Annotated in this window: 20 protein-coding genes; 6 read left to right on the top strand and 14 right to left on the bottom strand. The window is 70.4% G+C overall.

What is annotated here, in order from left to right; translation table 11 throughout:
- Positions 1-31: 31 nt before the first annotated feature.
- On the bottom strand, positions 32-784 hold the full coding sequence (locus tag ACZ7J0_RS24315) for an MBL fold metallo-hydrolase (protein ID WP_468710825.1): 753 nt from the start codon (positions 782-784) through the stop codon (positions 32-34).
- 210 nt (positions 785-994) lie between these two features.
- Between ACZ7J0_RS24315 and ACZ7J0_RS24310 the strand changes: the two genes are divergently transcribed.
- Positions 995-1,501, top strand: coding sequence for a type II toxin-antitoxin system PemK/MazF family toxin (locus tag ACZ7J0_RS24310; RefSeq protein WP_470890619.1), 507 nt, complete (start codon positions 995-997; stop codon positions 1,499-1,501).
- A gap of 21 nt (positions 1,502-1,522) precedes the next feature.
- Here ACZ7J0_RS24310 and ACZ7J0_RS24305 read toward each other — a convergent pair whose 3' ends face one another.
- The 7 genes from ACZ7J0_RS24305 to clpS all read right to left on the bottom strand — a co-directional run bounded on the left by ACZ7J0_RS24305 (position 1,523) and on the right by clpS (position 6,426).
- Positions 1,523-2,473 (bottom strand): PLP-dependent cysteine synthase family protein, encoded by a 951-nt coding sequence (locus tag ACZ7J0_RS24305; RefSeq protein WP_470890617.1) that lies wholly within the window; start codon positions 2,471-2,473, stop codon positions 1,523-1,525.
- 1 nt (position 2,474) lies between these two features.
- Positions 2,475-2,762, bottom strand: coding sequence for a MoaD/ThiS family protein (locus tag ACZ7J0_RS24300; protein WP_470890615.1), 288 nt, complete (start codon positions 2,760-2,762; stop codon positions 2,475-2,477).
- A 99-nt stretch (positions 2,763-2,861) separates the two neighbouring features.
- Positions 2,862-3,029, bottom strand: a complete 168-nt coding sequence (locus ACZ7J0_RS24295; protein WP_470890613.1) for a putative leader peptide — start codon at positions 3,027-3,029, stop codon at positions 2,862-2,864.
- Positions 3,030-3,176: 147 nt separating this feature from the next.
- Positions 3,177-3,596 (bottom strand): M67 family metallopeptidase, encoded by a 420-nt coding sequence (locus ACZ7J0_RS24290; RefSeq protein WP_470890611.1) that lies wholly within the window; start codon positions 3,594-3,596, stop codon positions 3,177-3,179.
- A 112-nt stretch (positions 3,597-3,708) separates the two neighbouring features.
- Positions 3,709-5,136, bottom strand: a complete 1,428-nt coding sequence (locus tag ACZ7J0_RS24285; protein WP_468710833.1) for an amino acid permease — start codon at positions 5,134-5,136, stop codon at positions 3,709-3,711.
- 406 nt (positions 5,137-5,542) lie between these two features.
- Positions 5,543-6,121, bottom strand: a complete 579-nt coding sequence (locus ACZ7J0_RS24280; protein ID WP_470890609.1) for a DUF2017 domain-containing protein — start codon at positions 6,119-6,121, stop codon at positions 5,543-5,545.
- Entirely contained in the window at positions 6,121-6,426 is a 306-nt protein-coding gene (clpS, locus tag ACZ7J0_RS24275; protein WP_470890607.1) for an ATP-dependent Clp protease adapter ClpS, read from the bottom strand. The genes ACZ7J0_RS24280 and clpS overlap by 1 nt, the downstream gene beginning before the upstream one ends.
- Before the next feature lie 91 nt (positions 6,427-6,517).
- On the opposite strand from clpS, the gene ACZ7J0_RS24270 reads away from it, so the two are divergent.
- Positions 6,518-7,846, top strand: coding sequence for a nicotinate phosphoribosyltransferase (locus ACZ7J0_RS24270; protein WP_470890605.1), 1,329 nt, complete (start codon positions 6,518-6,520; stop codon positions 7,844-7,846).
- A 178-nt stretch (positions 7,847-8,024) separates the two neighbouring features.
- Positions 8,025-8,612 (top strand): isochorismatase family protein, encoded by a 588-nt coding sequence (locus ACZ7J0_RS24265; RefSeq protein ID WP_470890603.1) that lies wholly within the window; start codon positions 8,025-8,027, stop codon positions 8,610-8,612.
- Between the two features lie 93 nt (positions 8,613-8,705).
- Here ACZ7J0_RS24265 and ACZ7J0_RS24260 read toward each other — a convergent pair whose 3' ends face one another.
- On the bottom strand, positions 8,706-9,008 hold the full coding sequence (locus tag ACZ7J0_RS24260) for a hypothetical protein (protein WP_468710839.1): 303 nt from the start codon (positions 9,006-9,008) through the stop codon (positions 8,706-8,708).
- 123 nt (positions 9,009-9,131) lie between these two features.
- Positions 9,132-11,570, bottom strand: a complete 2,439-nt coding sequence (locus ACZ7J0_RS24255; RefSeq protein ID WP_470890600.1) for an immune inhibitor A domain-containing protein — start codon at positions 11,568-11,570, stop codon at positions 9,132-9,134.
- Between the two features lie 384 nt (positions 11,571-11,954).
- Here ACZ7J0_RS24255 and ACZ7J0_RS24250 point away from each other — a divergent pair, with 384 nt between their 5' ends.
- Entirely contained in the window at positions 11,955-12,287 is a 333-nt protein-coding gene (locus ACZ7J0_RS24250; RefSeq protein ID WP_470890598.1) for a hypothetical protein, read from the top strand.
- On the opposite strand, the gene ACZ7J0_RS24245 is transcribed toward ACZ7J0_RS24250, so the two are convergent.
- Positions 12,273-13,013 (bottom strand): RDD family protein, encoded by a 741-nt coding sequence (locus ACZ7J0_RS24245; protein WP_470890596.1) that lies wholly within the window; start codon positions 13,011-13,013, stop codon positions 12,273-12,275. The two genes, ACZ7J0_RS24250 and ACZ7J0_RS24245, sit on opposite strands and share 15 nt — an antisense overlap.
- A 100-nt stretch (positions 13,014-13,113) precedes the next feature.
- Entirely contained in the window at positions 13,114-14,610 is a 1,497-nt protein-coding gene (locus ACZ7J0_RS24240) for an RDD family protein (RefSeq protein WP_470890594.1), read from the bottom strand.
- Between the two features lie 336 nt (positions 14,611-14,946).
- On the opposite strand from ACZ7J0_RS24240, the gene ACZ7J0_RS24235 reads away from it, so the two are divergent.
- Entirely contained in the window at positions 14,947-15,426 is a 480-nt protein-coding gene (locus tag ACZ7J0_RS24235; protein WP_470890592.1) for an SsgA family sporulation/cell division regulator, read from the top strand.
- A gap of 74 nt (positions 15,427-15,500) precedes the next feature.
- On the opposite strand, the gene ACZ7J0_RS24230 is transcribed toward ACZ7J0_RS24235, so the two are convergent.
- Positions 15,501-16,880, bottom strand: coding sequence for an FAD-binding oxidoreductase (locus ACZ7J0_RS24230; RefSeq protein ID WP_470890590.1), 1,380 nt, complete (start codon positions 16,878-16,880; stop codon positions 15,501-15,503).
- Between ACZ7J0_RS24230 and ACZ7J0_RS24225 the strand changes: the two genes are divergently transcribed.
- Positions 16,854-18,620, top strand: a complete 1,767-nt coding sequence (locus tag ACZ7J0_RS24225; RefSeq protein WP_470890588.1) for a tetratricopeptide repeat protein — start codon at positions 16,854-16,856, stop codon at positions 18,618-18,620. The genes ACZ7J0_RS24230 and ACZ7J0_RS24225 overlap by 27 nt on opposite strands.
- A gap of 85 nt (positions 18,621-18,705) precedes the next feature.
- Here the strand turns inward: ACZ7J0_RS24225 and hppD are convergent, their stop codons facing one another.
- Entirely contained in the window at positions 18,706-19,851 is a 1,146-nt protein-coding gene (gene hppD, locus ACZ7J0_RS24220) for a 4-hydroxyphenylpyruvate dioxygenase (RefSeq protein WP_470890586.1), read from the bottom strand.
- Positions 19,852-19,936: the final 85 nt, after the last annotated feature.

Raw genomic sequence — 19,936 nt, 5'->3', positions numbered from 1 at the left:
TCCGGGGCCTTCCCCATGCTCGGGGCCGCGCTCAGATCTCGTACACCGCGCCCGGGTACGCCAGCTCCGCCGGCCCCCCGTATACCGCCCGCGCGTCGGCCAGGTTCTGGGCACCGTCCGTCCACGGCGGGATGTGGGTCAGCACCAGACGGCCGACGTCCGCGCGACGCGCGTGCGCGCCGGCCTCGCGGCCGTTGAGGTGGAGCGCCGGGATGTCTTCCTTGCCATGGGTGAAGGACGCCTCGCAGAGGAAGAGGTCGCTCCCGGCGGCCAGTTCGTGCAGCGCGTCGCAGACGCCGGTGTCGCCGGAGTAGGTGAGCGCCTTCCCGCCGTGCTCGATCCGGATGCCGTACGCCTCGACCGGGTGGCAGACCTTCTCCGTACGGACCTGGAAGGGTCCGATGTCGAAGGTGCCGGACTTCAGGGAGTGGAAGGCGAAGACCTCGCTCATCGAGGTGGGCGAGGGGGTGTCCGCGTACGCCGTGGTCAGGCGCTGTTCGGCGCCTTCCGGGGCGTAGACCGGGAGCGCGTCGCAGCGGCCGCCCTCGTGGCGGTAGTACCGGGCCACGAAGTAGCCGCACATGTCGATGCAGTGATCGGCGTGCAGATGGCTGAGGAAGATGGCATCGAGGTCGTACAGACCGATGTGGCGCTGCAGCTCGCCCAGGGCGCCGTTGCCCATGTCGAGGAGCAGCCGGAAGCCGTCGGCCTCTACGAGGTAGCTCGAACAGGCCGATTCCGCGGACGGGAACGACCCGGAGCAGCCGACGACGGTGAGCTTCATGGAGCGTGAACCTCCGTGGACGGGAGCGGGGCGGGCGCTGGGGAGGGAGGTCGTGCGATCTGTCGAGCGTAAGGCGCGGCGGGGTCGGCCGCTCCTCCGTGGTGGCCCGTTGTGGGGGAACTCACCTGCGCTGTCACCGGTTCGGATGGACCCGGGGCCCGCGCGGGGCGGGCGGGCGTGGCGCGGCGCGCGCCGGTAACGTCCTGGGGTATGGACACGTCCTGGTGGCCGGCGCTGGCCGGGGTGGTGGTGATCGCACTGGTGGTCGCGGTCGCCGACGGCCGTCGGCGCGGTGACCGGCGTTCCGGAAGCCGCTCGTCCCGCGGCCGCCCTTCGGGGGGCCGGCGTCCGGAGGAGGTGACCCGGCCGCCCGGAAAGCCCTCGGGCCCGCGGCGCGAGCCCGCGCGGACGCCCCGGCCGGGGGAGATCTGGTGGGCGCGGGTGCCGTATGAGGACGGGCCCGGCGCGAAGGACCGGCCCTGTCTGGTGATGGCCGTACGGGGTGACAGCGCCCTCGTCGCCAAGATCACCAGCAAGTACCACGACGAGCGGCGCGGGGTGGTCGCCCTGCCGCCTGGGTCGGTGGGCGACACGCGGGGGCGGGCGAGCTTCCTGGAGACGGACGAGCTGCGGGACGTTCCGGTGTGGGAGTTCCGCAGGCGGGCAGGGGTGGTGGACCCGGTGGTCTGGGACCAGGTCCGCCACCTCGCCTCGTAGCGCGCTCGTGCCCGTGGGGTGTTACGCCCAGAGCTGGCCCTGCAGCGTCTCGATGGCCTCTTCCGTGGTGGCGGCGGTGTAGACGCCGGTGGAGAGGTACTTCCAGCCGCCGTCGGCCACGACGAAGACGATGTCGGCGCTCTCGCCGGCCTTGACGGCCTTGTTGCCGACGCCGATCGCGGCGTGCAGCGCCGCGCCTGTGGAGACGCCCGCGAAGATGCCCTCCTGCTGGAGCAGTTCCCGGGTGCGGGTCACCGCGTCGGCCGAGCCGACCGAGAAGCGGGTGGTGAGGACGGAGGCGTCGTACAGCTCGGGCACGAAGCCCTCGTCCAGATTGCGCAGGCCGTAGACGAGGTCGTCGTAGCGCGGCTCGGCGGCGACGATCCTGACGTCCGGCTTGTGCTCGCGCAGATAGCGGCCGACGCCCATGAGGGTGCCGGTGGTGCCGAGGCCCGCGACGAAGTGCGTGATGGACGGGAGGTCGGTGAGGATCTCCGGTCCGGTGGTGGCGTAGTGGGCTCCCGCGTTGTCGGGGTTCCCGTACTGGTAGAGCATCACCCAGCTGGGGTTCTGCTCGGCCAGCTCCTTGGCGACGCGGACGGCCGTGTTGGAGCCGCCGGCGGCGGGGCTGGAGATGATCTCGGCGCCCCACATGGCGAGCAGCTGGCGGCGCTCCTCGCTGGTGTTCTCCGGCATGACGCAGACGATCTTGTAGCCCTTGAGCTTCGCCGCCATGGCCAGGGAGATCCCCGTGTTGCCCGACGTCGGTTCGAGGATCGTGCAGCCCGGCGTCAGCCGGCCCGACTTCTCCGCCTGCTCGATCATGTGCAGGGCGGGGCGGTCCTTGACCGAGCCGGTCGGGTTGCGGTCCTCCAGCTTGGCCCAGATACGGACGTTGTCCGAGGGGGACAGCCGGGGGAGGCGGACCAGGGGCGTGTTGCCGACGGCCGCCAGCGGGGAGTCGTAGCGCATGTCAGACCATGCCGCCGGCCACGGCCGGGAGGATCGTGACGTTGTCGCCGTCGGTGAGCTTGGTGTTGATGCCGTCCAGGAAGCGGACGTCCTCGTCGTTCAGGTAGACGTTGACGAAGCGGCGCAGCTGCTCGCCGTTGGCCTTGTCGATGAGGCGGTCCCGGATGCCCGCGTGGCGGGTCTCGAGGTCGGCGAAGAGCTCGGCGATGGTCTCACCGCTGCCGTCGACGGCCTTGGCGCCGTCGGTGTACGTGCGGAGGATGGTCGGAATGCGGACCTCGATGGCCATGACGTGGGCTCCTGTCGGGAGTGGCGTGAAGGGCGCGCGGCTCTTTGCCCCCCGCGCGGGTGGGGTGGTGCTCGGGCTGCTGTGCTGAAGGGCCGGGGGTCAGATCGCGGCGCGGGACGGACACATCGCGCTGGCGAGGCGGCACAGGTCGACGTGCAGCCGCGATGCTCCCCATCCGAAGGCTCCCAAAAGGAGAGTGGAGGCGGAGCGCAGCGTAGCGAGCAGCGGGCTGCTCGGCGTCTGTTCGCTCACGTCGTGGGAAACCATGGGCTCATCGTATCGATTCCCGGTCCGGGTTCCGGAATGTGATCTCACATGCCGGAAGAGAAGCGTTCAACAGATGGACCCGCGTCGGGCCGGAGGCGGGCGGCGCACCGCCCGCCCCGGGGGCCTGACCTCGGCCGGGAGGCGCCGCTACGCCTCGACGACCTCGACCTCTTCCTCGGTGATCACACCGTCCACGATCCGGTACGAGCGGAACTGGAAGGGGCCCGTGCCGTCGGCGTCCGCCGTGGAGACCAGGACGTAGTGCGCGCCGGGCTCGTTCGCGTACGAGACGTCCGTGCGGGAGGGGTAGGCCTCCGTCGCCGTGTGCGAGTGGTAGATGATCACCGGCTCTTCGTCGCGGTCGTCCATCTCGCGGTACAGCTTCAGCAGGTCGCCGGAGTCGAACTCGTAGAAGGTGGGCGAGCGGGCGGCGTTCAGCATCGGGATGAAGCGCTCGGGGCGGCCGGTGCCCGCCGGGCCCGCGACCACGCCGCAGGCCTCGTCGGGGTGGTCCGCGCGGGAGTGCTCGACGATCTGGTCGTACAGGGCGCGGGTGATGGTCAGCATGTCCGACAGGATAAGCAAAGGGGCCGTCCCGTACCGAGGAGTGGTACGGGACGGCCCGAATGCTGGACAGCGCCCAGAAGCGCGCCGTGCGGCGGGGCTACGGAGCCGGGCGCTAGGAGCGCTTGGCGAAGGCCGCGCCCTCCGGGTTGCGGGACTTCAGCACCAGGTACGAGACGCCGAGGATCAGGCCCCACAGCGGCGCGCAGTACAGCGAGATCCGCGCGTCCTTGTCGATGCCCATCATCACGATGACCATGCCGATGAACAGCAGGGCGAACCAGCTGGTCCAGGGGGCGCCGGGCGCCTTGAACTCGGACTCGGGCAGCTCGCCGCGGTTGGCCTTGGCGCGGTAGCGGATCTGGCAGACCAGGATCATGATCCAGGCCCACATGCCGGAGATGGTCGCGAAGGAGACGACGTAGTTGAACGCCTCGCCCGGCCACTGGTAGTTGATCCAGACGCCGACGAGCATCAGCAGGGCCGAGAAGGTGGTGCCGACGAGCGGGGTGCCGCTCTTCGTCAGCTTGGTGAAGATCTTCGGGCCCTGGCTGTTGAGCGCCAGGTCACGCAGCATGCGGCCGGTGGAGTACATGCCGGAGTTGCAGGACGACAGCGCCGCGGTCAGCACCACGAAGTTGACGATGCCGGCGCCGGCGGCGAGGCCCATCTTCTCGAAGGCCGCCACGAAGGGGCTGATGCCGGGCTGGAAGGAGGTCCACGGGACGACCGACAGGATCATGATCAGCGCGCCGACGTAGAAGACGGCGATCCGCCACGGCACGGTGTTGATGGCCTTGGGCAGGACGGTCTTCGGGTCCTTGGACTCACCGGCGGTGACGCCGACCAGCTCGACCGCGAGGAACGCGAACATCACGATCTGCAGGGTCATCAGCGTGCCGCCGATGCCCTTGGGGAAGAAGCCGCCGTCGGCCCACAGGTGGGTGACGGACGCGGTGTCCCCGGCGTCGGAGAAGCCGATGGTGAGGATGCCGGCGCAGATGAGGATCATGCCGATGATCGCGGTGACCTTGACCATCGAGAACCAGAACTCGAGCTCACCGAAGAGCTTCACGGAGATCAGGTTCGCGCCGTAGAGGATGACCGTGAAGATCAGCGCCGACACCCATTGGGGAATGTCGAACCAGTACGTCATGTACGTGGCGGCCGCGGTGACCTCGGTGATGCCGGTGACGACCCAGAAGAGCCAGTACGTCCAGCCGGTGACGAACCCCGCGAAGGGGCCGACGAACTCACGGGCGTACTCCGAGAAGGAGCCCGACACGGGGCGGTACATGAGCAGCTCGCCCAGCGCCCGCATGATGAAGAAGATGACCAGGCCCGCGATGGCGTAGGCCAGGATGAGGCTCGGGCCGGCCTTCGCGATGGCCTTGCCCGCGCCGAGGAAGAGGCCGGTGCCGATGGCGCCGCCGATCGCGATCATCTGGATCTGGCGTGCGCCGAGGCCCCGCTGATAACCCTCGCCGGCGGACTCGCTGGCCTCATTGCCGTCGTGCTGCTTGTCGACCTGCACTGAGGTCATGGTGGTGCGCCTTTCTCCATGCTGACCCGCGCCGACTGCTGCGGCTGCGGATCAGGTCCTGATCCCCCCGGATACGGATGGAGTGCTACCGGCGGTCAGCCGGTCAAAGCGCCCCCGGGAACAGGGGTGGCGTCCCCGGGCGGTCGTGAAGATTTATCACGACGGAAACAGTGATCGACGCGGGCGATTGTGGCGCACACCACAATCAGAACCGGACAAAAGGAATATCGGCGGGTCAACTAGGGCGCTTGGGTGACGCGATCGTTATCCGGATTTGAGTGTCCGTTGAGCGAACACCGGCGGATGATCACATGTCGGGACTTCGCCAGGTCCGGTCGGGGCGCGGCGCCGGGCCGGCGTCGGAGCGCGAGCCGGGCCGGCGTCGGGTCACGCACCGGGTCCGGCGTCAGGGCATCAGCGTTTCGACGAGCGTCTCCTGCAGTGCGCCCAGCCAGAGGTAGGCCATCACCATCGGCTTGCGGGGATCGGAGTCGGGCAGCCGGTAGAGGTCGCCGGTCTCGTCCTCGTCCGTGACCTCCAGGCGGGTTCCGATGGTCAGCCGGAGGTCGTTGAGGGCGCCCAGCCACTGACGGGACTCGTCGGAGGTCAGCTTGAGGATCGCCCCGCCCTCCCCGACGGCGGAGAGCCCGTCCAGGCTCCGTACGACGGCGAGGGCGTCCTCGCGCTTGCGGGCGCGCAGATCGTTCTCCGTGAAGCGCCGGAACTCGGCGGCGGCCGCGCGCAGTTCCTCGTCGTCGTCCGCGTAGGCGTCGGGAAACAGCCTGGCCAGTGCCGGGTCGGAGGGGGGCTCGCTGGGCCCTTCGGCGAACAGCGCGGCCAGCGGGTCCTCCCCCTTGGCCGGCTCGTCGCCGGGCCCGATCAGCTCCATGAGCTGGACGGCCAGCGAACGGAGGATGGAGATCTCGACCTCGTCGAGCGCGACGGCTGCGCCGCCGCCCGGCAGCGCCTCGAAGTGCCCGGCCATCAGCCGCGGTCCTGCGACATCGTCGCCCACAGCCCGTACCCGTGCATCGCCTGCACGTCCCGCTCCATCTCCTCGCGGCTGCCGCTGGAGACCGCCGCGCGGCCCTTGTGGTGCACGTCGAGCATCAGTTTGTGTGCCTTGTCCTTGGAGTAGCCGAAGTACGCCTGGAAGACGTAGGTCACATAGCTCATCAGATTGACCGGATCGTTGTGCACGATCGTCACCCAGGGCACGTCGGGTTCCACGACGGGGAGGCTCTCCTCCGCCGATTCCGGACGTTCGATCTCAACCGGTGCGACACTCACTTACCCCATGCTGCCACCCAGGGAGGGCCCCCGCACAAACGGGCCCCTAGAAATCGTCACTCTGACGAGTATTCGGGGTAGCATCCGGCCTATGAACACTGCGGACCTCGGGCTGCCGGTGGACGTGCCATCGACAGCGCTCTTCACCGACCAGTACGAGCTGACGATGCTCCAGGCGGCCTTGCGCGGCGGCACGGCCGACCGCCGTTCCGTCTTCGAGGTCTTCACCCGGCGGCTGCCCGAGGGGCGGCGCTACGGCGTCGTGGCCGGCATCGGCCGGGTGCTGGACGCCGTGGAGAACTTCCGCTTCGACGCGGGCGTCCTGGGCTTCCTGCGCGAGCGCGGGATCGTCGACGAACCGACACTCCAATGGCTCGCGTCCTACCGGTTCACCGGGGACATCTGGGGCTACCCCGAGGGCGAGGTGTACTTCCCCGGCTCGCCCCTCCTGCGGGTCGAGGGCTCCTTCGCCGAGTGCGTGCTCCTGGAGACCGTGGTCCTCTCGATCCTCAACCACGACTCGGCGATCGCCGCGGCCGCGTCCCGGATGTCCGCCGCGGCGGGCGGTCGGCGGCTCATCGAGATGGGCGCCCGGCGCACCCACGAGCTGGCCGCGGTGGCCTCCGCCCGCGCCGCGTACGTCGGCGGCTTCGACTCCACCTCCGACCTGGCCGCCGGCTTCCGCTACTCCATTCCGACCGTCGGAACCTCCGCCCACGCCTTCACCCTGCTGCACGACAGCGAGCGCGACGCGTTCCAGGCCCAGATCGACTCCCTCGGCAGCGGTACGACCCTGCTCGTCGACACCTACGACGTGGCCGAGGCCGTGCGGACCGCGGTGGAGATCGCCGGGCCCGGCCTCGGAGCCGTCCGCATCGACTCGGGTGACCTGCTGCTCGTCGCGCACCGGGTGCGCCAGCAGCTCGACGAGCTCGGCGCCACCGGGACCAGGATCGTGGTGACCTCGGACCTGGACGAGTACGCCATCGCCTCGCTGGCCGCCGCCCCGGTGGACGCCTACGGAGTGGGCACCCAGCTCGTCACCGGCAGCGGCCACCCCACGTGCTCGATGGTCTACAAGCTGGTCGCCCGCGCCCAGTCCGCCGACCCCAAGGCCCCGCTTCACCCGGTGGCCAAGAAGTCGCTGGGCGGCAAGGCGTCCGTCGGCGGCCGCAAGTGGGCCGCCCGCCGGGTGGACGCGGAGGGCGTGGCCGAGGCGGAGGTCATCGGAACCGGACCGGTCCCGACCGAGCTCGCGGACCGGCAGCTGCTGGTGGAGCTGGTCAAGGGCGGCGAGATAGTGGCCCGCGAACCGCTGGACGCGGCGCGGGAGCGGCACATCGCCGTACGGGCCGGGCTGCCGCTGTCGGCGATCCAGCTGTCGCGCGGCGAGCCCGTGATCCCGACCGAGTACATCTGAGGCGGACGGCCGAGGGCAGCCGCGGCCGCTCCGGAACGCACGGGCACGCGCGGAACACACGGGAACGCGCGGATGAGTGTGGGGAGCAGGCTCATGCCCCCTCCCGCACCGACCGTGAAGTCTCTAGGCTCGTTCTCATCCTCCGACCACCGCTCACCCCCACCGAAGGACACCCGTCATGCACCGCGCATTGATCGTCGTGGACGTTCAGAACGACTTCTGCGAGGGCGGCAGCCTCGCGGTGGCGGGGGGCGCGGACGTCGCCGCCGCCATCACGGACCTGGTGGGCGAGGCCGCCGGGGCCGTCTACCGGCATGTGGTCGCCACCCGCGACCACCACATAGACCCGGGCGAGCACTTCTCCGAGCGTCCCGACTACGTGTCCTCCTGGCCGGTCCACTGCGTCGCCGGTACGGAGGGCGTCGGCTTCCACCCGAACTTCGCCCCGGTGGTCGCCTGCGGTGCGATCGACGCCGTCTTCGACAAGGGCGCGTACGAGGCGGCCTACAGCGGCTTCGAGGGCACCGACGAGAACGGCGCGACCCTCGCGCAGTGGCTGCGGGAGCGGGACGTGACCGAGGTGGACGTGGTGGGGATCGCCACCGACCACTGTGTCCGCGCGACGGCCCTGGACGCGGCCCGGGAGGGCTTCACCACGCATGTGCTGCTCGATCTGACGGCGGGCGTCGCGAAGGAGACGACCGACCGGGCGCTGGAGCAGCTGCGCGAGGCCGGCGTGGAGCTGAGCGGCAAGCCGGTGGTCTAGCGGCGGCGCGGCGGCCGGGGCGACGGCGTCAGGGGCCCGGGGGCGTGTCCGCGAGCGCCTGGCGCCCTCGGGCGTCTCCGGCCGCCGGCCCCGTCAGGGTCTGCCCAGGGCGCGTATGGGGTGCCAGAGCTCGGCGTCGCGGACGGGGGCCGTGCGCCAGAGCAGGCCGTCCGGGTGGTGGAGTACGGCGGTGATCTCGTCCGGTGTCGGGGGCTCGGCGTTGCCCCGCAGATAGACCGCCCGCAGTCCGAGGTTCCGCAGCCTGGTCAGGGCGCGGGCCCGGTTGACGGCATGGACCAGATAGCGGGCCGTGCCGCCGTCCTGCGCCGGGCTGGGCAGGCTCAGCGCGACCACCACACTGCCGTTCGGCAACTTGCAAAACCCTCCGCCGGGCATGCTGAACCACTCCCCCGTGAGTTGGTGTGTCAATAAGACTCTCGTCAGACGCACCTAAACACGATCGGCCGTCGCCCGCTAGAGGGCGACGGCCGATCATGCTTTGACCTGCAGTTATGCGAATTACTTGGTCGAGGGGCCGACCTGAACCGTGATCGTCTGGCCGTCGCGCGGCTCCTTGACGATCGCGATCTTGGTGTTGGTGTCAGTTACCTGAACACTCCCCTGCGGGTTCTCGGCGTACCAGTAGACACCCTTGTGGTCGTCGAAGACCGGGTTGCCGGCCTGCGGCTTGATCCGCAGCGGGGCGCCCGCGTTGTGCAGCGTGAACCCGTCCGTGGCGTACCGGCTGAACGGCGCGTCGAACGGCTGGATCTTGTTGCGCAGCAGCGTCCCGTTCGTCCACTTCATGGGCTTGGCGTGGGCGTCGATCGGAAGGATCAGACCCTTGCCCTGGTGGACGGCGGTGTTGTTGTCCTTCTGGCTGGTGTCCCACAGCCAGACGAGCAGACCGTTCTGGTACGGGTAGTGCTCGACCCAGCTGGCCTTGTCACCGGTGAAGCCGAAGTTGTACGGGCCGACCTTGAGGGTCGCGTCGTACGACACGTACTGACGGTTCTCCGCGAGGTAGTACTGGTCGTACTCCTTCGTGAAGCCCTTGCCGATCCGCGAGAAGCCCTTCGCGGTCCAGCCGTTGTCCCCGCCCTCGACGTTGTCCGAGAAGACGGTGGCGCCGTCGGCGGTGATGCTGATGGCGTCGGCCGCGAAGCCCTTGCCGCCCGCGCCGCCGTCCGTCTGGTAGCGGAAGCGGAGGTCGAACTTCTTGCCCGCGTAGGCGTCCAGCGAATAGACGAGCTTCTTGTAGGCGCCCGAGACGTCCGTCAGCGCAGGAGTGCCGCTCGCGTCCTTCGGGATGGCCTTGCCGTCGGCGGTGCCGTCCAGCGCGGTCCACTTGGCGCCGCCGTCCGTCGACACCTCGGCGTAGAGGTAGTCGTAGTCCAGCTCGATGTCCCACCAGCCGCTCAGCGCGAGTTCGGCCTTGGACTTGCCGGTGAGGTCGACGGAGCGGGTGAGGGTGTTCTTGAGGTCGTCACCCATGTCGCTCCACCACTGGGTGGCACCCTCGGCGGGGGCGACGACGTCGGTGGTGACGCCCTTCTTCGGCAGCTCGACGACGAGCGCCTGCGCGTTCTTGGTGTTGTACTCGGCCACACCCAGCTTGTGGGTGGACTTCTTCGAGCGCTGGCCGTCGGCGACCTTGGTGTAGTTCAGCCAGCCGAGCTGCAGCTTGTCCCAGGCAGTCATGTCGCCGGGCAGGTCACCGATCGAGTCCTTGCCGGTGCCGAGCCAGGAGCCGGCCGACATCAGGGACCAGAAGCCGACCGAGTTCTCGGCGCCCTTCTTGCCCGAGGTGTCGTAGAGGTCCGGGAGGCCCAGGTCGTGGCCGTACTCGTGGGCGAAGACACCGAGGCCGCCGTTCTCGGGCTGCATCGTGTAGTCGCCGACCCAAATGCCGGTGTTGCCGATCTGGGTGCCGCCGGCCTGGTTGTTCGCCGGGCCGGTCTTGCCCGCGTCGGTGCCGTACGCGTACCAGCGGTGGGCCCACAGCGCGTCGCCGCCCTGGTCGCCGCCGCCCGCCGACTCGTCCTCGCCCGCGTGGACGAGCTGGAAGTGGTCGATGTACCCGTCGGGCTCGTTGAAGTTGCCGTCGCCGTCGAAGTCGTAGCGGTCCCACAGGTCGTACTGGGCCATGTCGGCCTTGATCTGCGCGTCCGTGCGGCCCTTGGCCTTCTGGTCGGCGGCCCAGGCGGTGACACCGTCGCGGACCGCGTCCCACACGTTGGCGCAGTTGGTGCTGCCGCAGTAGTTGGAGCCGTAGCGGGCCTCGTTGTAGTCGACCTTGACCCAGTCGGCGACGTTGCCGTCGACCGAGTAGCGGCCGGACGAGGTGCGCTCGTAGTAGGTCTTCAGGGACTGCTTCGGCTTGCCCTTCTTGTCCTTGCCGGTGCCGAAGTACAGGTCCTGGAAGTGCTGCTGGTTGTAGTCCGCCTGCCAGGCGGTGGAGTTGTCCACCGCGCGGTCCGGCTTGGCTATCTTGTTGTGCAGCGGGCCGGGCGTACCACCGAACTTGGGCTTCGGGTCCGTGGTGTCGTCGTCGGCGCGGTCGACCAGCGTCGTGTTGTCGACCTTGTCGCCGAACTCGACCAGGATCGTGAAGATCTTGTCGGTCTTCTCCCGGCCCAGCTCGACGTACTTCTTGGCGTCGAGCTTGACGACCTGGGAGCCGCCCCTGCGCTCGACCTTCGCGTCGCCGGCCAGCACCTGCTCCAGGGCCGCCTTGCGCTGCGCTTCCTGCTGCTTGCTGAAGGGACCTTCGAGGTCGTGGTCGACCGCCGTTTTGTCCTGGTTCACGCCCGGCGCCGGAGCGTGGCGCTCAATGGCGGCCGCCCCCGAAGTGCGATTTCCGGCCTGAGCGGTGGTGAAGGCCGAGGCCGTCGCGGCGGTGGCCGCAAGGGCCACGACGACCGCGGACGCTCTGATCGCCCGTCGTCTGTTGCTCACTTGATGTTGTCCTCCCCGGCGCCCGCGACCACGGACCGAGGGTGGGGTGGTGTCCGCGTGCGGTGTCGCGCGTCACAAGTGACGACATTCGACCGGAGTTTCAACAGAAAAGACAGACCTTGACTTGAACAGGCCAACTGCACTATGCAGTAGCGCGCTTCCGATATCCGGACGGTCGCCCGAATCCGTGCGACCGCCCAACGGGCGCACCCGCCGGTCGGGTTGACGGGTTCAGTGACTCCATGCGCCCCCCTTGCTCCGGCACCGTGGGTTAGGTCACGCTTACTAGCGGTTCCTCTCGGGCATTCACCGTCGTAGAGTCGCTTGACAGTGCGACCCAGGTGCGAGTTACCCCCATTCGATGCTTCGAGGACGGAAACCGTCATGCCGCGTCCGACTGCCGCACAGCTCGCCTACGGTTCGGCCACCGTCGTCTTCTCGACCGTCGCCATGCTTCTGCTCTCCCGCACCACGACGGGTGTGGGGATCGCGGTCATCGGCGTCGCCGCTCTTCTCCTCGGACTTCTGGTCGCGATGACCGTGCCGGTTCCCGGCAGCAGGAAGGCGGCGCACCCGGCCCGTACCGCACCGGCCCACGCCGCCTCGTCCGCCGCCTCCGCCTCCGCTGAGGGGCCGGAAAGCCGGGTGCCGGCCGCCCGCGCCCACGCGGCCGCGGGTGCCGACACCCGGATGAGCGAGCACTCACTGCGTCGTTGACACCACCACCGTCTTGGCCGCCTTGTCGTGCAGACCCTGTTTGTAGGGCTTGTCCACGAGGATGAGGATCAGGATGAGCAGGGGCCACAGACAGGCACAGCAGATCAGTGCCGGCAGCCACAGGACGAGCGCGCGGACCAGCGAGGCGTTCATCGGTGGGGTGGAACCGTCATTGAGCATCGCGACGCGCAGCTTCATCAGCTTCTTGCCCACGGTCTGGCCGTTCCGCGCGGTCATCACGGTGTCGTAGGCGACGTACGCCACGATCGTGATGAGCTGGAACACCAGCTGAGTGCCGCCGTTGTACTGGCTGATGGCGTCACCGAAGTCGTCGGTGTTGTCCGTCGCCCGGCCGTAGATGTCGAACGGGATACCGATGAGCGCCAGCGGGATGGCGATGATCAGCCAGTCGATGATGCGGGCCAGGACGCGCCGGCCGGTGTCGGCGAGCGGTGGCATCCCGGAGAGCGGATCGGTCCCACCGTAGCCGCCTGCGCCATAGCCGCCGGACGGAGGCGGCGGCGCGTTGTCGTACGGAGAGCCGTATGGGGAGCCCGGGGGCGGGGGGCCTCCCGGAGGGGGCCCTTCGGGGGGAGGCCCTCCCGGGGGCGGCCCTCCCGGGGGGCCCTGCGGCGGACCCGCCGACGGCGGCGGGGGTTCCTGCGGCTTCTTGAGGAACGGATCGTCCTCGGGCGGCTGGCCTGACGTCGGCTGGTCGTTGCTCATGGGGGCAGTGCACCCCGGCGGGGAGGGCCCCGCAACGGCTCATATGCCGTTCGGGGGACCCCTGCGAGCGGGGGTGCGGAAGAGGGCGCGGCCCGGAGCGCTACCCCGCCACGAAGGTGCGGGCGGCCTTGTCGTGCCAGCACTGCCGCCACGGCCGGTCGACGAGACACCACAGGACATTGACGACACCGAGCAACAGAAGTCCCAGCACGCTGTAGACGAGCCAGCGGCGCAGCGCCGCGCCGAAGGACGGTGGCTCGAGCGCCTCGATGTCCCGCACGTCGAGTCCGCAGAGCTTCTTGCCCAGGGTGCGGCCCCACTTGGCGGTGGGCAGCGCTTCGTACAGCACGCCGAGGACGAGCAGGGCGCCGAGGGCGATGCCGAAGTTGACGGCGGTGGTGGAGTCGAGCAGCCAGACGGTGACGGTCTCACCCGATTGCTTGGCCTCCTCGATCTTCCCGTCGATGTGGTCGAGGGCCTTGGTGACGAACGGCAGGGAGACGGCTCCGCCGACCGCGCCGAGGACGACGGTGTCGATGAGCCGGGCCAGCAGGCGCTTGCCGAGTGAGGCGGGACGGGCGGCGGCCTGTGCCCGGGCGGCCTTGAGGAAGGGGTCCTCGACGGGCGGCTTCCACGGGACGACCGGCTGCTGCGGTTGCTGCGACTGCTGCTGGTGGGGAAGCGGGGCCGGCTCCGGCTGGGCGAGCTGGTGGACCTGCTGCGCCCAGGACGCCGCACCGCCGCCGGGGCCCTGCGCGAGGGGCGTCCGCGACTCCGCCGACTGGGGCTGCGCGGGGACCTGAGGACTCTGCGGGGCCTGCGCCGACTGCGGGCCGCGCGGCGGCTGGGCCGCCTGGGGCGGCTCGGCGACCCGGGGCGCCACGGATGCCTGGGACGCCGGGGGCTGGGACGCGGGAGCCTGAGCCGCCTGCGCCGGGGCATGAGGCGCCTGGGCGCCGAGCGCGCGGATCGTCATCGTGCCGTCGGCCTGTTGCGGCAGGGGCTGCTGCGGAGAGGTCGCGCGGATGGTGACCGTTCGGTCCTTGGGCGGTTCGCTCGTGGGGCGCGGCTCCACGTGCCGTACGCCGGGCAGCGCGCCGCCCGTCGGGTCGGCCGGCTGCGGGTCGGCCGCCGGGGCGCTCCGGGCCGGGGTCTGGGCGGGTCGGCGCGGGTCCAGGCGGGGGTCCGCGGGCCCCTGCCCGTCGGACGCGCTCCCCCACGACACCTTGCGGTCGCGGTCGCCGCCGAAGCCGGTCTGGCGCGAAGCGTCGGCCTGCCAGGCGGACGCCGGCTCCTGACGCGCCTCGGTGACCGGGTCCTCGTCCAGGAACACCGGCCCCGTCTCCTCGACGGCGGCGGGCGGCGGGACGGGCACCGGGGCGAGCGCCGGGCCCCCGGCGGGCGTGGAGAACGAGGAGGTCGGCGGCAGGGGCATCGCCTCGCCGCTCTTCGGTTCGGGCCGGCTCGTCCCGGGGACCCAGGCGGCTCCGTTCCAGTACCGGACATATCCGGGGATGGACGGATCTGGGTAATACCCCTCCCGGGGTACGTTCCCGCCGTCACCAGGAGGCGTAGCCACTGCCCCAACTCCGTTCACTCACGCGATGCGTCTCCGCCGGGCCAAGGAGGACAGTAACGAAGAACCCGGGCCAGGCAACAAGGAGAGCCGCAGAAAGACCGCGTATGAGCGACAGAACCGGGGGCGCGAAAGCGAAGCGTGAAGGTCGGGGGTGAGGTTGGCGCCCGCGCGAAGGCCTGACACCGAGGTCCGGACGGAGGTGCGGCACCCGCGCGACAGTTCGGTGGTGTGGGCGGGCGATGCCGGGGAAAACGGGCGAAAAACTTTGCGCAAGTCGCGTCATAACCGGCGTGCAGCCCGCTCTTCCTGAGTGTGGGCCCGCTCCGGGGCCCCGTACTGGAGAGGAAGGCTCGCATGGAGCACACCGTGGTGGAGCGCGAACTGGAACTGAAGCTCGTGCTCTCACCGGAGCGCAGCATCCCCGTTCCGGCCCTGCTCTCCTACCGGACGGCCGACCCCTACGCCGTGCACATCACGTTCCACGTCGGCTCCCAGCACCCCGTGAACTGGACCTTCGCCCGCGAGCTGCTCGCCGAAGGGGTCTTCAGAGCGTGCGGGCACGGGGACGTACGGATCTGGCCCACCAAGGTCGACGGAGCCGGGGTCGTCCTGATGGCGCTCTCCTCCCCCGACGGGGACGCGCTCCTGCAGGCGTCGGCCGCGCAGGTCTCGGCGTGGCTGGAGCGGACGCTGCGCGCGGTGCCGCCGGGCACCGAGTCGGACCGGCTCGGGATCGACGACGGCCTGGCCCGGCTGCTGGCGCCGATGGCCGCCGACGACCTGTGGCTGAGCGACCCGTGGCCGTCGGACGAGTCGCAGGACGGTGAGGGGTGAGGCGCGGGCGCCGGCTTTCGCGGTGCCGGAACAGCCTTCCCGCGCACTGGAAACAACTTCCTGTGTCTTGAGCCTCAGAACAGCTTTCCCGGGTTGAGGATGCCCAGCGGGTCGAAGGTCCGCTTGATGCCTCGCTGCAACTCCAGTCCCACCGGTCCCAGCTCGCGCGCGAGCCACTCCTTCTTCAGGGTGCCGACGCCGTGTTCGCCGGTGATCGTGCCACCGAGTTCCAGGCCCAGCGCCATGATCTCGTCGAACGACTCACGGGCCCGGCGCGATTCGTCGGGGTCGGCGTGGTCGAAGCAGACGACGGGATGGGTGTTGCCGTCGCCCGCGTGGGCGCAGACGCCGATGGTGAGGTCGTACTTCTCCGCGATGGCGGCGGTGCCGTCGATCATCGCGGCGAGCCGGGAGCGCGGTACGCACACGTCGTCGATCATCGTCGCGGGCCTCAGGGACTCCAGCGCGGTCAGCGACAACCGCCGGGCCTGAAGCAGCAGTTCGGACTCGGCCGCGTCCTCGGCCGGGACGACCTGCGTGGCTCCGTACGCCGTGCACAGCTCGCCGACGGCCGTCAGGTCGGCGGTCGGGTCCGGAGTGTCGAAGGCGGCGAGCAGAAGGGCCTCCGTCGCGTCCGGAAGGCCCATGTGGGCGAGCTGGTTGACGGCACGGACGGTGGTGCGGTCCATGATCTCCAGGAGCGAGGGCGTGTGGCCGCGCTCCATGATCGCGCAGACGGCGTCGCAGGCGGCGGCCGCGGACGGGAACTCCGCGGCCAGGACCAACTGCCGCGGTGGCTGCGGCCGCAGCGCCAGGACCGCTCTGACAATGATGCCGAGACTGCCTTCCGATCCGACGAAGAGCCTGGTCAGGTCGTAGCCGGCGACGCCCTTGGCGGTGCGGCGGCCGGTGGACATCAGCCGGCCGTCGGCCAGGACGACGTCCAGACCGAGGACGTACTCGGCGGTGACGCCGTACTTGACGCAGCACAGGCCGCCCGAGGCGGTGCCGATGTTCCCGCCGATCGTGCACATCTCCCAGCTGGAGGGGTCCGGCGGGTAGTAGAGGCCCTGTTCGCCGACGGCACGGGAGAGGACGGCGTTGATGACTCCGGGTTCGACGACGGCGATCCGGTCGACCGGGCTGATCTCCAGGATGCGGTCCATCCTGACCAGGGACAGGACGATGCAGCCGTCGGACGCGTTGGCGGCGCCGGACAGGCCGGTGCGGGCGCCCTGCGGGACGACCGGGACGCGCAGCGCGGTGGCGGTGCGCATCACGTGCTGGACCTGCTCGACGGTCCGGGGCAGGACCACGACGGCGGGGGTGCCCGCCGGGCAGAAGCTCGCCATGTCGTTGGCGTAGGAAGCGGTGACGTCCGGGTCGGTGATCAGGGCCTCGGCCGGGAGGCCCGCGCGGAGCCGTTCATGGAGCTGAGCCAGAAGATCGTCCATGGACCCAGCGTGGCACTCGGGGCCATCGGTGTGAACCCGTCCGCCGATCCGCTTCGCCGGGCGGAGTGGGGCCTTGTGGGCTCGTCGTACTGGCGCACAGTGAGCGCCATGAAGACGGAAACGGTCACAGGGATGGTGCTGGCCTCGGGGGCGGGCGCCGTGCTGGTGGGGGCGGCTCTGCTGTGCCTGCCCAGGACGGTGGAGAAGGAGCCGCCGCCGGCTCCCGGTCCGGCCGCACGGGCCCTGACGGCGGTCGCCGCCGGGTCGCAGGCGTCGCTGCCGGAACTCTCCGCGCTCATCGGCGACCGCCGGAAGTGGCTGCGCCTGCACCCGGGTGACGACGAGTCATGGGCCGTGCTGGGGACCGCGTACACGGAACGGGCCACCCGTGCCGGCGAGGTAGTGGCCTACCGGCGGGCGGAACAGGCGCTGCGGCGGTCGGTCGCGGTGCTGCCGGCGAACCGGGGCAACGTCGACGCGCAGGTCGGGCTCGGGGCGCTCGCCGCGGCGCGGGGTGACTACGTGACGGCGCGGAACTGGGGCGAGGAAGTGCGCAAGCAGCGGCCGAGGCGGTGGTCCGCGTACCCCGTGCTGATCGACGCGTACACCGGCATGGGGGATCTCAAGTCGGCCCAGAAGGCGCTAGACCGTCTCCAGAAGCTGCACTCCGGGACGCCGGTGCTGATCCGTACGGCCGGGATGTACTGGGCCCGCGGCTGGCGCGAGGACGCGGCGGCGACGACGGCCGAGGCGGTGGCGCGGGCCCGCACGCCGCAGGAGAAGGCGACGTGTCTGCACCGGCTCGGTGAGCTGGCGTGGGAGCGGGGCGAGCCGGAGGAGGCGATCGCCCAGTACGACGCGGCGCTGCAGGTCGCGCCGGATCACGCGCCGTCGCTGGCCGGGCGGGCGCGGGCACTGGCCGCCCTGGAGCGGACGGGCGAGGCGCTCCGGGACTACCAGGAGGCGCTGTCGAGACTGCCGCTGCCGGAGTACGCCCTGGAGGCGGGCGAGTTGTACGAGTCGCTGGGCCTCGACGGGGACGCGAGGACGCAGTACGCCGCGATGCGCGCACGGGCGGCGGAGGCGTCCACCAACGGGGTGAACGAGGCCGTGGTCCTCGGCCGCTTCGAGGCGGACCACGGGGACCCGGAGGCGGCGGTGGTACGGCTGCGCGCCGAGTGGTCACGGGCGCACCGGTCGGCGGAGGTGGCGGACGCGCTGGCGTGGGCGCTCTACCGGGCGGGCGAGCCCAGGGAGGCGCTGGACTACGTGAAGAGGGCGCTGGAGACGGGGGTGCGCAGTGCGCTGTTCACGTACCACCAGGGCGAGATCGAGCGGGCCCTGGGCGAGGAAGGGGCGGCGCGCCGCCATCTGATGGAGGCGCTGCGGATCAACCCGAAGTTCTCGCCGCTGCTGGCGCCGAAGGCCCAGGAGTCGCTGGACGCCATCGGCGAGCCGCCGGAGGGCGGTCCGCGCTGGATGCAGCCGCGGCGGTCGAAGTCGGGACGCCAGAAGGCCTCCCGGGAGGAGGGAGCCTGGACCCCCGCAGGAGGCGGCCGGCCGCAGACACCCCAGAGGCAGCCGTCATCCTCCCCGTGGAAGCCCGCGGCCACCTGGAAACCGGCTCCCTCGACGCCGCCCCTTCCGTCCCGTCGCCCATGGACGCGGGAGAACCCGGCGACCCCGGGCGCGGCGAGCGCCAGGGGCGGCGGGGCAAGCGGCACGACGCATCAGGGCTGAGGCGGGCGAGCCGGGCCGTGCGGGTGGAACCGGGGCCGGGGCCCCGGGCCCCCCGTACGGGCCCAGGCACCCGGCCCCGTGCGCGTCAGAGGTTGCCGCGCTTCTCCTGCTCGCGCTCGATCGCCTCGAACAGGGCCTTGAAGTTGCCCTTGCCGAAGCCCATCGAGCCGTGGCGCTCGATCATCTCGAAGAAGACGGTCGGGCGGTCCTGCACCGGCTTGGTGAAGATCTGCAGCAGGTAACCGTCCTCGTCACGGTCGACGAGGATCTTCAGCTCCCGCAGCGTCTCCACGGGGACGCGCGTCTCGCCCGCCCACTCGCCGAGCGTGTCGTAGTACGAGTCGGGGGTGTCCAGGAACTGCACGCCCGCCGCCCGCATCGAACGGACCGTCGCGACGATGTCGTTCGTGGCCAGCGCGATGTGCTGGACGCCCGCGCCGCCGTAGAACTCCAGGTACTCGTCGATCTGCGACTTCTTCTTCGCGATCGCCGGCTCGTTGATCGGGAACTTCACCTTCAGGGTGCCGTCCGCGACCACCTTCGACATCAGCGCCGAGTACTCGGTGGCGATGTCGTCGCCCACGAACTCCTTCATGTTCGTGAAGCCCATGACCTTGTTGTAGAAGGCCACCCACTCGTTCATCTTTCCGAGCTCGACGTTGCCCACGCAGTGGTCGATGGCCTGGAAGGTGCGCTTGGCCGGCGGCTCCACGATCGGCGAGGCGGCGTCGAACCCGGGCAGGTACGGACCGTCGTAGCCGGAGCGCTCGACGAGCGTGTGGCGGGTCTTGCCGTACGTGGCGATCGCGGCCAGCACGACCGTGCCGTTCTCGTCCTTCACCTCGTAGGGCTCGGTGATCCCTCGGGCGCCGTGCTCGACGGCGTACGCGTAGGCGGCACGCGCGTCCGGCACCTCGATGGCGAGGTCCACGACGCCGTCACCGTGCTCGGCGACGTGGTCGGCGAGGAACCGGCCCCACTCCGTGGACACCTTGATGACGGAGGTGAACACAAAGCGCGCGGCGCCGTTGGTCAGGACGTAACTCGCGGTCTCGCGGCTGCCGTTCTCCGGTCCGGAGTAGGCGACGAGCTTCATGCCGAAGGCCGTGGAGTAGTAGTGCGCGGCCTGCTTGGCATTGCCGACGGCGAAGACGACCGCGTCCATTCCCTTCACCGGGAAGGGGTCTGCCTGCCGGGCGGTTTCGGGGGTGGTGTGGAGGGTCTCAGTCATGGCGGCAGACTCTCTCCGATCGGCAAGCTGCGCAATAGTTCGTCGTTCCACTGGTCAATCTGACCAGTGGAGGGGGAGGATGGGC

This window comes from Streptomyces sp. NPDC038280, from assembly GCF_055600045.1.
Note: the sequence above shows the minus strand (reverse complement) of the source record. Positions and strands in the feature narration are given on the sequence as shown.